Origin of the sequence: Microbispora sp. NPDC049633 (assembly GCF_040675265.1) — a bacterium.
Lineage (GTDB): Bacteria > Actinomycetota > Actinomycetes > Streptosporangiales > Streptosporangiaceae > Microbispora > Microbispora maris.
The window spans coordinates 48,472-62,421 of the sequence record NZ_JBFAOO010000013.1 but is presented as its reverse complement, the minus strand read 5'-3'; the positions used below and the strand labels follow the sequence as shown (position 1 = coordinate 62,421).

Sequence of the window (13,950 nt, the reverse complement as noted above, 5' to 3'; positions counted from 1 at the left end):
GCTCAGATGAGGCGGGCGAAGTGGTTCTGCGGACGGCGGATCACCATGGTGATCTCGTCCTCGGTGCCGTTGAGCCCGCCTCGCGAGAACGCGGACACGGCCCGGCAGACCACCGCGACCAAGCCGCTGTGCGGTCCCCGCCGGGCCGGGCCGCTCACCGCCGAGTAGTCCTCGGCGATCATGAGCCCGCGCATGAGGCAGTACGCCTGGATGCCCTCCCGGGAGGCCAGCGGTTCGTAGACCGCCGGGAGCGGCCCCACGGACCCGGCCGGGGCGAGCGTGCGCCACAGCGTCCGCCGCAGCCAGCGCGGGGTCACCCGGTCGCAGAAGCCGTACGCCGACTTCCGGTCGCGCATCTTCAGCAGCAGCAGCCCGCCGGGGCGCAGCCCCGCGACGAGCCGGTCGAGCACGAGCTCGGCGTGGCGGATGCGTTCGAGGAGGAACGACACGTAGACGACGTCGAAGGAGCGCGGCGGGATCGGCACCAGGCGCAGGTCGCCCAGGTAGGACGCCTCCAGGTCGCCGCGGTTGGCGGTGTGCGCCCGCAGGGGCGCCAGATCCTCGTCCACCCCCGTCATCCTCGGCTCGTACCGGCCCACGTCGAGGACGCCGCCCCGGCCGCATCCGGCGATGAGGATGTCGAGCCGCCGTCCGAGCTGGTCGGTCCACTGCTCGCGAATCCGCTGGCTGAACACGTCGTCCTGGTCCGCGGACGACAACCGAACCTCTGTCATACGACTGAGAGTAATCATTAGAGGACGGTGAGTTGCGTATTTGCCGCCACCCATCTCGTCCGGACCGAGCGGCCAAGCGGGACCAGCCGAGCGGCCGAGCGGAGCGAGGCGGGCGGACAGGGCGTAGCCTGGATAGCCGCGGCCCGGTTGGGAGCATCTCGTGGATCTTCGCTCAGGCGGGGATCGGCCGGATGACGGGGGCCGCGTCCGCACGCCGGCTGTCTTAGTCACGGGGCTTTTGAAGGCATCGATGTCTCTTTCCGGACTGCTCGACCTCGTTTCCGCCGAACCCAGGCTGGCCGCCGCGCTCGACGCGGCCGGGCAGTCCGCCGACCCCGGCGCCGAGTTGGTGGCGACGCCCGCGCTGCGGCCGTTCGCCGTGGCCGCGCTGTCCCGCGTACGGCCGGTGCTCGCCGTCACGGCGACCGGGCGCGAGGCGGAGGATCTGGCCGCCGCGCTCACCAGCCTGGTCGACGAGAACTCCGTGGCCGTCTTCCCCGCTTGGGAGACGCTGCCGCACGAGCGGCTGTCCCCGCGCAGCGACACGGTCGGCCAGCGGCTGGCCGTGCTGCGGCGGCTGGCGCACCCCATCGAGGGCGACCAGACCGCCGGTCCGCTGCGGATCGTGGTGGCCCCGGTCCGCTCGCTGCTGCAGCCGATCGTGGCCGGGCTCGGCGACCTCGCACCCGTACGGCTGCACGCCGGCGACGAGGCCGAGCTCGACGACATCGTGGCCCGGCTGGTCGAGAACGGTTACCACCGGGTGGACATGGTGGAGAAGCGCGGCGAGGTGGCCGTGCGCGGCGGCCTGCTCGATGTGTTCCCGCCCACCGAGGAGCATCCGCTGCGGCTGGAGTTCTGGGGCGACACGATCGAGGAGATCCGCTGGTTCAAGGTGGCCGACCAGCGCTCGCTGGAGGTCGCCCAGGACGGCCTGTTCGCCGCGCCCTGCCGGGAGCTGCTGCTCACCGACGACGTACGGCGGCGCGCCCGCGAGCTGGGGGAGGAGCACCCGGCGCTGAAGGACGTGCTCGACCAGCTCGCCGAGGGGGTGCCGGTGGAGGGCATGGAGGCGTTCGCGCCCGTGCTCGCCGGGGCCATGGACCTGCTGCTCGATCACCTGCCGGTGCGGTCGGCCGTGTTCGTCTGCGACCCCGAGCGCATCCGCGGCCGGGCCGTCGAGCTGGTCCGTACGAGCCAGGAGTTCATGGAGGCGTCCTGGATCGCCGCCGCGGCGGGCGGCGAGGCGCCGATCGACCTGGAGGCGGCGGCCTTCCGCACGCTGGAGGAGGTGCGCGACCACGCCCGCGAGCTGGGCCAGCCGTGGTGGAGCATCGCGCCGTTCGGCGAGGGCGTGGAGCTGGACGCGCAGGACGTCGAGGCCTACCGGGGCGACACCCAGCGGGCGCTCGCCGACATCAAGGGCTGGCTGGGCGCGGGCAAGGCCGTCGTGCTGCTGAGCGAGGGGCACGGCCCGGCCGAGCGCATGGTCGAGCTGCTCAAGGGCGTGGACGTGGCGGCGCGGCTGGTGCCGTCCCTCGACGGCCCGCCGCCGAAGGACGTCGTGCAGGTCACGACGGGCCGCATCGACCACGGCTTCGTCACGCCGGACGTCGCCGTGGTGACCCACCTCGACCTGGTCGGGCAGAAGGCGTCCACCAAGGACATGCGCCGGCTGCCGTCGCGCCGCCGTAACATGGTCGACCCACTCCAGCTCAAGGTCGGCGACCACGTCGTGCACGAGCAGCACGGCGTGGGCCGTTACGTCGAGATGGTCCAGCGCACGATCCAGGGCGCGACCCGCGAATACCTGGTGATCGAGTACGCCAAGGGCGACCGGCTCTACGTGCCGACCGACCAGCTCGACGAGGTCACGCGCTACGTCGGCGGCGAGGCGCCCACGCTCAACCGGATGGGCGGGGCCGACTGGGCCAAGGCCAAGACCCGGGCGAAGAAGGCGGTCAGGGAGATCGCGGGTGAGCTGATCCGGCTCTACTCGGCCCGGATGGCCTCCCCCGGCCACGCGTTCGGCGCCGACAGCCCCTGGCAGCGGGAGATGGAGGACGCCTTCCCGTACGCCGAGACGGGCGACCAGCTCGAAGCGATCGACGAGGTCAAGCGCGACATGGAGCGGCCCGTCCCGATGGACCGCCTGATCTGCGGCGACGTCGGGTACGGCAAGACCGAGATCGCGGTGCGGGCGGCGTTCAAGGCGGTGCAGGACGGCAAGCAGGTCGCCGTGCTCGTGCCGACGACGCTGCTGGTGCAGCAGCACCTGTCGACGTTCGGTGAGCGGTTCGCCGCCTTCCCGGTCACGGTGAAGCCGGTCTCCCGGTTCCAGACCGACAGCGAGGTCAAGGCGACCCTCGACGGCCTGCGTACGGGCGAGGTCGACGTGGTGATCGGCACGCACCGGCTGCTGTCGCCCGAGGTGAAGTTCAAGGACCTCGGCCTGATCATCGTGGACGAGGAGCAGCGGTTCGGCGTCGAGCACAAGGAGGCCATGAAGCACATGCGCACGCAGGTCGACGTGCTCGCCATGTCGGCCACGCCGATCCCGAGGACGCTGGAGATGGGCCTGACCGGCATCCGCGAGATGTCGACCATCCTCACCCCGCCGGAGGAGCGGCACCCGATCCTCACCTTCGTCGGGCCGTACGACGACAAGCAGATCGCGGCGGCGGTCCGGCGCGAGCTGATGCGCGACGGCCAGGTGTTCTTCGTCCACAACCGGGTCCGCACGATCGACAAGGTGGCCGCGCGGCTGCGCGAGCTGGTGCCGGAGGCGCGGATCGCGGTCGCCCACGGGCAGATGAACGAGACACAGCTCGAAAAGATCATGGTGGACTTCTGGGAGCGCAGCTTCGACGTGCTGGTCTCCACCACGATCGTCGAGTCCGGCCTGGACGTGCCCAACGCCAACACGCTCATCGTGGACCGGGCCGACAACTACGGCCTGTCGCAGCTCCACCAGTTGCGCGGCCGGGTCGGCCGGGGCCGCGAGCGCGGCTACGCCTACTTCCTCTACCCGCCCGAGTCGCCGCTGACCGAGACCGCGCACGAGCGGCTCGCCACGATCGCCCAGCACACCGAGATGGGCGCCGGCATGTACGTCGCGATGAAGGACCTGGAGATCCGCGGCGCCGGCAACATCCTCGGGGCCGAGCAGTCCGGCCACATCGCCGGCGTCGGCTTCGACCTGTACGTCCGGATGATGGCCGAGGCCGTGCAGGAGCAGAAGTCCAAGCTCGCGGGCGAGAGCAAGGTGGAGGAGCGGCCCGAGGTCAAGGTCGAGCTGCCGATCAACGCCCACGTGCCGCACGACTACGTCACCTCCGAGCGCCTGCGGCTGGAGGCGTACAAGCGGATCGCGGCGATCGGCTCGGAGGACGACATCGCGGCCGTCCGCGACGAGCTCACCGACCGGTACGGCAGGCCGCCCCAGGAGGTGGACAACCTGCTGGAGGTGGCGCGCTTCCGCATCAAGGCGCGGCGGGCCGGGCTGACGGACGTGACGCTGCAGGGCCAGCAGATCAGGTTCGCGCCCGTGGAGCTGAAGGACTCCCAGCAGGTGCGGCTGCAGCGGCTCTACCCGCGGTCGATCTGGAAGCAGGCGACGGGCATCCTGCTCGTGCCGGTGCCCAAGACGAAACCGATCGGCGGTCAGCCGCTTCGCGACCTCGACCTGCTGAAATGGTGCGGGGACCTGGTCGAGGCCCTGTTCCTGGAGCCGATGCGGGTACAGTGACCCGCGAAATTGTCAACATATGCGTGGCCGGTGTCGTTCGGGAGGATCGTCCGTGAAGTCGTATCGAGTGCGCGTCGCCGTGGCGCTGGCGGCGGCCGGTATCGCCGTGACCGCTTGCGGCGGCCCCGTGCAGGCGGGTTCCGCGGCCATCGTGGGCAATGAGCGCATCACCTCCAGCCAGCTGAACGACGAGGTCCGCGAGCTGCGCGCCGCCCTGGCCGCGAACAAGATCCCCGAAAACCAGCTCCAGCTGTCCTTCTCGCTGCCGCAGACGGTCCTGCTCAACATGACCACGAGCAGGCAGTTCCAGGAGCTCGGCCGGCGCAAGGGCGTCACGGTCACCGACCGTGAGGTGGACGACGTCGCCGTCGCCCAGGGCGGCTGGGACCAATTCAACAAGGTGCTGCTGGCCAACGGCATCCCGCTGGACGAGAGCCGCGACTTCATCCGCGCCGTCATCGTCCGCAACAAGCTGGCGCAGCAGTCCGGGGCGGGTCAGGACCAGGCGAGCCAGCAGGCCGCCCTCCAGAAGGTCGTCGAGGAGGCCGACTCGACCGTGCCGGTGAAGTACAGCCCGCGCTACGGCAAGTTCGACCCCCAGCAGGGCTTCGTCGCCGACGACCGCTTCGGCGCAACCGCGGGCGCGCCCGGTGCGGGAGCGCCGGGTGCGGAAGGCGCGGGTGCGGAAGGCGCGGGCGCGGCAGGCGCGGAAGGCGCCCCCCAAGCCGGCTGACCGCCCCAGGACGGCCGTGATAGGCCATGAGGGGTGATTAGGGTGGGAACATGGCGTTGATCGTGGTGACCACCTCGCCCAGGGTCGCTCCGGGGCTGCTCGCGCCCGCGGCGTGGAAGGCCCTCACCGCGGGACGAGTGCTCACCGGCACTCCCGACCACCCCTGTCTGCCCTATCTCGACGAGGCCGGCGTCCGGGTCGAGGTGGTGACCCCGGACCCCGGCGCGATCGCCCGCGAGAGCCGTACGGGGACGGTGGTGTGGCTGGCCGCGCAGGACGGCGACGAGGACTTCATGCGCGCGGTCGGCCACGCCGCGATCTCCCTGGACGAGCCGCCGGAGATCGAGGTCGTCCCCGGTTCCTACGACCTGCCGGGGGCCCGGCTGCTCGATCTCGTCCAGGTCATGGACCGCCTGCGCCGCGAATGCCCGTGGGACCGCAAGCAGACCCATGAGTCGCTCGTGCCGTACCTGGTCGAAGAGGCCTACGAGGTGCTGGAGACCATCCACGAGGGCGACTACGGCGCGCCGCTGCGCGAGGAGCTCGGCGACCTGCTGCTCCAGGTGGTGTTCCACGCTCGCCTCGCTCAGGAGCGCGTGGGGACGGACGGGGACGGCTTCGACATCGACGACGTCGCGGCCGGGATCGTGGAGAAGCTGGTCCGCCGCCACCCGCACGTCTTCGCGGACGTCGAGGTCGCCGGCGCCGGTGATGTCGCGGACAACTGGGAGACGATCAAGGCGGCGGAGCGGGCCGCCAAGGGGGAGACCGCCTCGGTGCTCAGCGGTGTCCCCATGGGCCAGCCGGCGATCTCCCTGGCCGCCCAGCTCCTGCGCCGGGCCGGCCGCGCCGGGGCGCCCGCAGTGCTCGCCGAGGACCTCGCCACGCCCGTCGGCGCCCGCCTGTTCGCGCTCGTACGGGAGATCCAGGACGCGGGGCTCGACCCCGAGGCCGAGCTGAGGGCGGCGGCCAGGGAATACCGGCGGCGCGTGGAGGAGTGGGAGGACGATCGCCGGGTGACGCCGCCGGACACGCCGTGAACGGGTGGCCCTCCGCCGTACCGAGTAGTAGGGACCGATAGGCTCGGGAGGCAAACCGCCCGCCATTTTGCTAGGAGCGTTCGTGGCTGCCATCGAGGCCATCACCGCCCGCGAGATTCTCGATTCCCGTGGGAACCCCACGGTCGAGGTCGAGGTACTGCTGGACGACTACAGCACCGGCCGCGCCGCCGTTCCGAGTGGCGCCTCCACCGGCCAGTTCGAGGCCGTCGAGCTGCGCGACGGCGACAAGAAGCGCTATCTCGGCAAGGGTGTCGAGAAGGCCGTCCTCGGCGTGACCGACGAGATCGCCGACGAGCTGATCGGCTTCGACGCCGAGGAGCAGCGTCTCATCGACCAGACGATGATCGATCTGGACGGCACGCCCAACAAGGCCCGCCTCGGGGCCAACGCGCTCCTCGGCATCTCGCTGGCCGTCGCCAAGGCCGCCGCCGACAGCGCCGACCTGCCCCTGTTCCGCTACGTCGGCGGGCCGAACGCGCACATCCTGCCCGTGCCGATGATGAACATCCTGAACGGCGGCGCGCACGCCGACACCAACGTGGACATCCAGGAGTTCATGATCGCGCCGATCGGCGCCGAGACGTTCTCCGAGGCGCTGCGCATGGGCGCGGAGACCTACCACACGCTCAAGAGCGTGCTGAAGGAGAAGGGCTACGCCACCGGCCTCGGCGACGAGGGCGGCTTCGCGCCGAACCTGCCGTCGAACCGCGACGCGCTCGACCTGATCCTGGTCGCCATCGAGAAGGCCGGCTACACGCCGGGTCAGGACATCGCGCTCGCGCTCGACGTCGCGGCCAGCGAGTTCCACAACGACGGCGTCTACACGATCGACGGCAAGGGCGTGTCGTCCGCCGAGCTGATCGCCTTCTACGAGGACCTGGTCCGCTCCTACCCGCTGGTGTCCATCGAGGACCCGCTGAACGAGGAGGACTGGGAGGGCTGGAAGGCCATCACCACCTCCCTCGGCGCCAAGGTCCAGCTGGTGGGCGACGACCTGTTCGTCACCAACCCCGAGCGGCTCGGCCGCGGCATCGCCGAGGGCGCCGCCAACGCGCTGCTGGTGAAGGTGAACCAGATCGGCACGCTGTCGGAGACCCTCGACGCGGTCGACCTGGCCCACCGCAGCGGCTACCGCTGCATGATGAGCCACCGCTCCGGCGAGACCGAGGACACCACGATCGCCGACCTCGCCGTGGCCACCAACTGCGGCCAGATCAAGACCGGCGCCCCGGCCCGCTCGGACCGGGTGGCCAAGTACAACCAGCTCCTGCGCATCGAGGAGCTGCTCGACGACTCGGCGCGGTACGCCGGTCGCGCCGCCTTCCCGCGCTTCCAGGGATAGCGGCGGCACACGCGGGTAGCCCGGCTGGACATGCCCCCGCACACGCGGTGCGGCGAGCGCCCACGCGATGTGGGGCGTGGACGGCCGGGACGGGCGGTTAGGGTGGCCGTCGATCGGGCCATGCGCTGACCGACCGGGAGGGGTGGTTTCGTGGCGGCGAAGCGGCCGCAGCTCACCGGGCGCGCGGCGATCCTCGCGGTCGTCGTGTGCGCCATCGCCATGAGCCTGGCCTACCCCGTGCGGGAGTACGTCGCCCAGCGCCGGCAGATCGCCCAGCTGGAGCAGCAGCAGGCGAACGCGCTGCGCAAGCTCCAGAACCTGGAGGAGCGGCGCCGGCGGCTGGAGGACCCGGAATACATCAAGCGCCTGGCCAAGGAGCGGCTGTTCTACTGCGAGCCGGGCGCGGACTGTTACCAGGTGCTCGACGAGGAGCAGGCCGGCGCCGCCGCCGCCAAGGCCGGGACGAAGCCGCCGGAGCGGCCCGCCTGGTACGTCACGCTCTGGCGGTCGTTCGAGGCGGCCGACAAGGGGCGGCCCGCCGTACCCCGGCAGGGGCAGCGGAGCCCGGCGCCGACGGCGACTCCGTCCCCGGCGGCGGGCTGAGGACGGCGGGATGAGGACCGCGGCGGGCATCGTGAAGGGCGAGGAGATCGACGTGGCGGACGACCAGGTGGGCGCCGTGGACCAGGCGGACCTGGAGGCGGCGCGGGCGCAGCTCGGGCGGCAGCCGCGCGGGGTGCGGGCGGTCGCCCACCGGTGCCCCTGCGGGCTGCCCGACGTGCTGGAGACCGCGCCCCGGCTGCCCGACGGCGCGCCGTTCCCGACCTTGTTCTACCTGACCTGTCCCAAAGCGGCCTCGGCGATCGGCACGCTGGAATCGTCCGGGCTGATGCGGCGGATGCAGGCACGGCTCGCCGAGGATCCCGAGCTGGCCGAGGCGTACCGGGCGGCCCACGAGGACTACGTCGCCCGCCGCGACCGCGCGGCCGGCGAGGAGGGCCTGGAGCCGCTGCCGCGCGACATGCAGAGCGCCGGCGGCATGCCGGACCGGGTCAAGTGCCTGCACGCGCTGGTCGCCCACGAGCTGGCCGCGCCGGGGGTCAACCCGTTCGGCCGGGAGGCCCTGGACGCGCTGCCCGACTGGTGGGCCGACGGCCCCTGCGTCGAGGTGGAGAAGCCGGAAGAGGCGATCGGGGGCCGGGAGGGATGAGCGTGGAGACGAAGCGGGTCGCGGCCATCGACTGCGGGACCAACTCGGTCCGGCTGCTCATCGCGGACATCTCGGGGGACGACCTCACCGACGTCGAGCGGCGGATGGAGATCGTCCGGCTCGGCCAGGACGTCGACCGTACGGGACGGCTCGCGCCGGAGGCCCTGGAGCGGACCTTCAGTGCCATGCGCGGGTACGCCAAGCTGATCAGGGAGCACTCCCCGGACGGCCCCGTGCCGATCCGTGTGGTCGCCACGTCGGCGACGCGCGACGCCGCCAACCGGGCCGACTTCGTCTCCGGCGTACGGGACATCTTCGGCGTGGAGCCGGAGGTGGTGACCGGCGACGAGGAGGCGCGGCTGTCCTTCACCGGCGCCACCCGGGGCCTCGCCGGAGCCGCCGCCGAGACGCCCTTTCTCGTGGTGGACATCGGGGGCGGCTCCACGGAGTTCGTCGTCGGCTCCCGGTCCGTCGAGGGCGCCCTGTCGGTGGACATCGGCTGCGTACGGCTGACCGAGCGCCATCTGCGCGACGACCCGCCGGCCACCGGGGACGTGGAGGCCGCTGTCGCCGACATCGAGGCCGCGATGGACCGGGTCGAGGAGAGCGTCCCCGTGCGCACGGCGCGCACGCTGGTCGGCCTGGCGGGCTCGGTCACCACGGTCGCCGGGATCGCGCTCGGCCTGCCCGCCTACGATCCGGCGCGCATCCACCACTCGCGCATCCCCGCCGAGCGGGTCCACGAGGTGTCCGCGCGGCTTCTGGAGATGACGCACGACGAGCGGGCGGCCATTCCGGTGATGCACCCGGGCCGGGTGGACGTCATCGGCGCGGGCGCGCTCATCCTCGACCGCATCGTCCGCCGCTACGGCTTCTCCGAGGTCGTGGTGAGCGAGCACGACATCCTCGACGGCATCGCCTGGTCCCTCGCCTGAGCCTGGTCCCTCGCCTGAGCCTGCTTCCCTGAGCCCGGAAAGAAGACCGCTTCAGGGAGCGACGGCCTCGGCGTGCGCCTCGTAGGCGTCGAGGATCGAGTCGAGGAGCCCCGGGAAGCGGTCGTCGAGGTCGGACAGCCGTAGCGCGGTCCACCGGCGGTTGCCGTCCTCCCGCTGGCGGATGACTCCGGCCTCCCTCAGCACCCGGAAGTGGTGCGTGAGCGTGGACGGCGCCACGTCCACCGGGAACGTGCCGCAGGCCCGTTCCGGATCGGCGCGCAACGTCCGCACGATCGTCATACGCGTGGGGTCGGACAGCGCGTGCAACACGTCGAGCAGGTCGATCTCGGCGGTGTCCGGGTGCGTGAGCGTCGCTCGGCGGCGTTGGGATCGGGGCATCTCCACCTCTCTTTCGACAATCATCGTACAACTGTGGTACGACTTTCGTCGTACGACGAACGTCGAAAGAGGAGCGGGACATGCGGGCGTTGGTGATGACGGGACCGTCGCACGGGCCGGACCTGACCGAGGTCGGGGACATACCGGTCCCCGAGCCCGGCGAGGGGGAGGTGTCCGTCGACGTCTCCCACGCGGGTGTCAACTTCATCGATGTGATGGCACGCAGGGGAGACCCGGGCTACGTCACCGCCTGGCCGTTCGTGCCGGGCAAGGAGGTGGCGGGAACCGTCCGCCGGGTGGGCCCGGGGGTCTCCGGCCTGGTGCCGGGGCAGCGGGTGGCCGCGTTCACCCCGTCCGGCGGCCTGGCCGAGGTGGCGGTGGCGCCCGCCGCCCTGGCCGTGCCGCTGCCGGACGACGTGCCGTCCCGTCTCGCCGCGGCCGCCCCGCTGATGTTGACGAGCGCGCTGCTGCTGCTCACCGACGCGGCCAGGCTCGGCGCCGGCGAGAACGTGCTCGTGCACTCCGCGAGCGGCGGCGTCGGGTCGGCCGTGGCGCGCCTGGCGCCGGCGCTGGGCGGAGGACGGCTCGTCGGCACCGTCGGACGGCCGGACAAGGTCGAGGCGGCCCGGTCCGCCGGCTACGACACGGTGATCGTCCGTGGTGAGGGGGCGGAGGCGGCCATCAGGGACGCGGTGCCCGGCGGCGTGGACGTCGTCCTCGACCCGCTCGGCGTCGAGCTGCTCGAACTGGACCTGGAGGTCGCCAGCCCCGGCGGCCGGATCGTGCTGTTCGGCAACGCGGGGGGTGGCGAGGTGCCCCCGCTCCCGCCGCACCCTCGCCTGATGCGCGGCAACGTGGGGATCGTCGGCTTCAGCGTCAGCGCTCTCACGGCCACCGCGCCGCACCGGGTCGCCCGGGGCCTGCGCCGGGTTCTCGACCTGATCGCGGAGGGCCGGCTGGACGTCCCGGTGACCGAGGTCGGCTCCCTCGACGGGGTGCCGGACGTGCACCAACTGCTCGCCGGCGGCCGCGGCGCCGGCAAGTACGTCGTCCGGGTCTGACGCGCGTCGCCGGGAAAGCGTCACACGAGATCTTGGCACTATTGTGCAATACGTAGTACTGTGCGGTGCGTGGACGGTAGTCAGCTCCTCAAAGGGGTCCTCGACCTGGCGGTCCTCGCGGTGCTCGCTGAGCGCGACAGCTACGGATACGACGTCGTGCGCCGGCTGCGTGAGGCCGGACTGGAGGACGTCGGCGACGCCTCGGTGTACGGGACGCTGCGCCGGCTCTACAAGGCCGGAGCGCTCACCTCCTACGTGGTCGCCTCCGAAGAGGGGCCGCACCGCAAGTACTACGGCCTGAACGACGTGGGCCGCTCGCTCCTGCAGACCTCGGCGAAGACGTGGACGTCCTTCGCCGCCACCATGAACGACCTGCTCAAGGAGGTCGACCCAGGATGAACCCCCCGATGACGCCCCAGGACTACGCCGCCGCCGTACGCGAGGCGCTCGCCGATCTCCCCGCCCGCGACAGGGAGACGTTGCTGGAGGACCTGGACGAGCATCTCGCCGAGGTCGCCGCCGAGCCGGGCATGTCGCTGGAGGAACGCCTCGGCAGCCCCGAGGCGTACGCCGCCGAGCTGCGGGCCGCCTACGGCGGGAGGCCGCAGGGCGGAGACGACTCCTCGCTGGCCGGGCGGCTGCGCGAGCGGGTGACCGGAGCCGTCCGCCGCGCGCACACGCGGCTGCTCGTGCTGCCGCCCTACCGCCAGGCGGCCGTCTTCGCGCCCGAGCTGCGTCCCGCGTGGTGGGTGCTGCGGGGCTACGCCATCGCGCTGGCCGTGCTCGCGCCCATCAGCGCCCCGGGGCTGGTCCCCGGTGACATCCCCGCGTTGGTGTTCACGCTGGCGGTCGTTTGGGGGTCGGTGTGGCTGGGCCGGCGCGGCCGTACGGGGGCGTCGCGCTGGGGCCGGGTGCTGCTGCTCGGGGCCAACCTGCTGGCCGTGGTCCTCGTGCTGGGGACGATGGCCGACGTCCCCAGCACGTCGTCGCGGAGCGTCGCGTTCGACTACGGCCCCCGGCCGGCGATGCACGCGCTGGGCGTACGGGTGGAAAGCGTGTCCTCGCTGGGCGGGAACGTCTCCAACATCTTCCCGTACGCCGAGGACGGCACGCCGTTGCACGACGTCCGGCTCTACGACCAGGACGGCAACCCGATCATGCTGGAGCAGGGCTTCGACCAGGAGCTCGTCATCCCCTGCGACGGGGAGCCGCCCATCCGCAACGCCTACCCGCTGCCGCTGAAGCCCGTGGAGCGCCGCGCCGATCCCACCGAACCGGAGGCGACCTGCGCGCCCGCCACCCTGACGCCCACGCCCTCGTCCGCGCTCTCGTCCTCACCGTCGTCCACGCCCTCCGCCGAGCCGTCCGGCTCCCCGTCGGCCTCCGCCACGCCGACGCGCTGACGCCGGCGGCAGAGCGTGCACACTCCGGCTCCGCGCTGTGGACGGAGCCGGAGGCGGGACGTCAGCCGTGCAGGCGGACGGGCAGCGAGAACAGGCCGCGCATGATCGCGCTCGGCCACCACGTCAGCGTGGCCGGGTCGACGGCCAGGGCCAAGCCGGGGAACCGTTCGAGCACCCGGCCGATCGCGGCCTCGCCCTCCACCTTGGCCAGCGCGGCGCCGATGCAGTAGTGCGGGCCCCGGCCGAAGGCGAGGTGCGGCTCGCCGATCCGGCCGGGGGTGAACGCGTCCGGGTCGGCGAACGCCGCCGGGTCCCGGTTGGCGGCCAGCAGCGAGACGAGGATGGGCTCCCCGGGCAGCATCTCCTGGCCGCCGATGACCACGGGCTCGGTGGGAAAGCGCCAGGTCGCGTTCCGTACGGGACCGTCGTAGCGCAGCATCTCGTCGATGAAGTCCGGCAGCCGCTTGGGGTCGGCGCGCAGGGCCGCCGCCTGGCCGGGATGCCGCAGCAGCGCGAGCAGGCCGTTGCCGATCAGCGCCACGGTCGTCTCGTGACCCGCGATGAGCAGCAGGAACGCGGTCGAGGTCAGCTCGTTCTTGTCGATCTCGCCCTGGTTGGACCGCCGTACGAGGTCGGTGAGCATGTCGTTGCCCGGCCGGGAGCGCTTGAGCTCGACCAGGTCGGCCAGGAAGCTCTCCAGGGCGTCCGTGGCGCGTTTGATCTCCTCCACCTCGGACGCCGCCGCCGAGTCGATCACGGAGGCGTGGCGGTGGAAGGTGTCCCGGTCCTCCTCCGGCACGCCGAGCAGGTCGCAGATGATCGTGATCGGCAGGGGATAGGCGAGGGCGGAGACCAGGTCCGCCTCCGGACCGTCGAGGCGGTCGAGCAGCGCGTCGGTCACCTCCAGGGCCCGGGCGCGCAGCCCCGCCATCCGCCGGGGCGTGAAGGCCGCGCTCACGAGCCGCCGCAGGCGCGCATGGTCGGCGCCGTCGGCGTTGATCATGTGGCGGGCGAGCCCCGGCCGGTGGTCCAGGGGCAGGCCCAGATTGGCGGCCCGCCACTCGGGCGAGCCCGCCGCCGGGTCCTTGGCGAGCGCGGGATGGGTGAGCGCGGTCACGGCGTCCTCGTACCGCGTGACCAGCCACGCCTCGCAGCCGGGCAGCGGCACGCGGGTCACCGGCGCGTTGCGGCGCAGCCAGTCGTAGGCGGGGTAGGGGTCGGCGTCGAACGCCGGGCCGAACAGCGGGGGGCATGAGTCGATGGACACGGGCCGTACGTACCCACCTTCCTTACGGCGGAAAGATTGGAATCTTCCTCGGTGGGA

At 72.2% G+C, this 13,950-nt stretch carries 13 protein-coding genes; 10 read left to right on the top strand and 3 right to left on the bottom strand.

The features are described 5' to 3' along the window. Positions 1-2: 2 nt before the first annotated feature. Entirely contained in the window at positions 3-734 is a 732-nt protein-coding gene (locus tag AB0J39_RS05995; protein ID WP_363462315.1) for a methyltransferase domain-containing protein, read from the bottom strand. A 250-nt stretch (positions 735-984) separates the two neighbouring features. Here AB0J39_RS05995 and mfd point away from each other — a divergent pair, with 250 nt between their 5' ends. The 7 genes from mfd to AB0J39_RS05960 all read left to right on the top strand — a co-directional run bounded on the left by mfd (position 985) and on the right by AB0J39_RS05960 (position 9,763). Continuing rightward, positions 985-4,482 carry a transcription-repair coupling factor gene (gene mfd, locus AB0J39_RS05990; protein WP_363462313.1) on the top strand — a complete coding sequence of 1,166 codons (3,498 nt, stop codon included), beginning with the start codon at positions 985-987 and terminating at the stop codon, positions 4,480-4,482. A 52-nt stretch (positions 4,483-4,534) separates the two neighbouring features. After that, positions 4,535-5,215 carry a SurA N-terminal domain-containing protein gene (locus tag AB0J39_RS05985; RefSeq protein WP_363462311.1) on the top strand — a complete coding sequence of 227 codons (681 nt, stop codon included), beginning with the start codon at positions 4,535-4,537 and terminating at the stop codon, positions 5,213-5,215. A gap of 50 nt (positions 5,216-5,265) precedes the next feature. Continuing rightward, positions 5,266-6,255, top strand: coding sequence for a MazG family protein (locus tag AB0J39_RS05980; protein WP_363462309.1), 990 nt, complete (start codon positions 5,266-5,268; stop codon positions 6,253-6,255). An 82-nt stretch (positions 6,256-6,337) separates the two neighbouring features. Beyond that, positions 6,338-7,618 (top strand): phosphopyruvate hydratase, encoded by a 1,281-nt coding sequence (eno, locus tag AB0J39_RS05975; RefSeq protein ID WP_346226900.1) that lies wholly within the window; start codon positions 6,338-6,340, stop codon positions 7,616-7,618. A 150-nt stretch (positions 7,619-7,768) separates the two neighbouring features. Continuing rightward, positions 7,769-8,221 (top strand): septum formation initiator family protein, encoded by a 453-nt coding sequence (locus AB0J39_RS05970; RefSeq protein WP_363462307.1) that lies wholly within the window; start codon positions 7,769-7,771, stop codon positions 8,219-8,221. A 10-nt stretch (positions 8,222-8,231) separates the two neighbouring features. Continuing rightward, positions 8,232-8,828, top strand: coding sequence for a DUF501 domain-containing protein (locus AB0J39_RS05965; RefSeq protein WP_363462305.1), 597 nt, complete (start codon positions 8,232-8,234; stop codon positions 8,826-8,828). Between the two features lie 2 nt (positions 8,829-8,830). After that, positions 8,831-9,763, top strand: coding sequence for a Ppx/GppA phosphatase family protein (locus tag AB0J39_RS05960; protein WP_363462303.1), 933 nt, complete (start codon positions 8,831-8,833; stop codon positions 9,761-9,763). A gap of 51 nt (positions 9,764-9,814) precedes the next feature. Here the strand turns inward: AB0J39_RS05960 and AB0J39_RS05955 are convergent, their stop codons facing one another. Beyond that, the gene (locus tag AB0J39_RS05955; RefSeq protein WP_363462301.1) at positions 9,815-10,186 is read right to left on the bottom strand and encodes a helix-turn-helix domain-containing protein; all 372 of its coding nucleotides are present in this window, start codon (positions 10,184-10,186) and stop codon (positions 9,815-9,817) included. Between the two features lie 56 nt (positions 10,187-10,242). On the opposite strand from AB0J39_RS05955, the gene AB0J39_RS05950 reads away from it, so the two are divergent. From AB0J39_RS05950 to AB0J39_RS05940, 3 genes are all read left to right on the top strand, one after another. Next, a complete protein-coding gene (locus tag AB0J39_RS05950; protein ID WP_363462299.1) occupies positions 10,243-11,223 on the top strand; it encodes a zinc-binding dehydrogenase in 981 nt (326 codons plus the stop codon). A gap of 69 nt (positions 11,224-11,292) precedes the next feature. Then, complete coding sequence (locus tag AB0J39_RS05945) at positions 11,293-11,622, top strand: PadR family transcriptional regulator (protein ID WP_346226905.1); 330 nt, start codon at positions 11,293-11,295, stop codon at positions 11,620-11,622. Continuing rightward, complete coding sequence (locus tag AB0J39_RS05940; protein ID WP_363462297.1) at positions 11,619-12,626, top strand: hypothetical protein; 1,008 nt, start codon at positions 11,619-11,621, stop codon at positions 12,624-12,626. Before AB0J39_RS05945 ends, AB0J39_RS05940 begins: the two co-directional genes overlap by 4 nt. A gap of 61 nt (positions 12,627-12,687) precedes the next feature. On the opposite strand, the gene AB0J39_RS05935 is transcribed toward AB0J39_RS05940, so the two are convergent. Continuing rightward, on the bottom strand, positions 12,688-13,893 hold the full coding sequence (locus tag AB0J39_RS05935) for a cytochrome P450 (protein WP_363462295.1): 1,206 nt from the start codon (positions 13,891-13,893) through the stop codon (positions 12,688-12,690). Between the last annotated feature and the right edge of the window lie 57 nt (positions 13,894-13,950).

Coding starts and splice junctions, on each gene's coding strand:
- AB0J39_RS05995 (WP_363462315.1), bottom strand. CDS start 734: ATGACAGAGGTTCGGTTGTCGTCCGCGGACCAGGACGACGTGTTCAGC.
- mfd (WP_363462313.1), top strand. CDS start 985: ATGTCTCTTTCCGGACTGCTCGACCTCGTTTCCGCCGAACCCAGGCTG.
- AB0J39_RS05950 (WP_363462299.1), top strand. CDS start 10,243: ATGCGGGCGTTGGTGATGACGGGACCGTCGCACGGGCCGGACCTGACC.
- AB0J39_RS05965 (WP_363462305.1), top strand. CDS start 8,232: ATGAGGACCGCGGCGGGCATCGTGAAGGGCGAGGAGATCGACGTGGCG.
- AB0J39_RS05955 (WP_363462301.1), bottom strand. CDS start 10,186: ATGATTGTCGAAAGAGAGGTGGAGATGCCCCGATCCCAACGCCGCCGA.
- AB0J39_RS05940 (WP_363462297.1), top strand. CDS start 11,619: ATGAACCCCCCGATGACGCCCCAGGACTACGCCGCCGCCGTACGCGAG.
- AB0J39_RS05980 (WP_363462309.1), top strand. CDS start 5,266: ATGGCGTTGATCGTGGTGACCACCTCGCCCAGGGTCGCTCCGGGGCTG.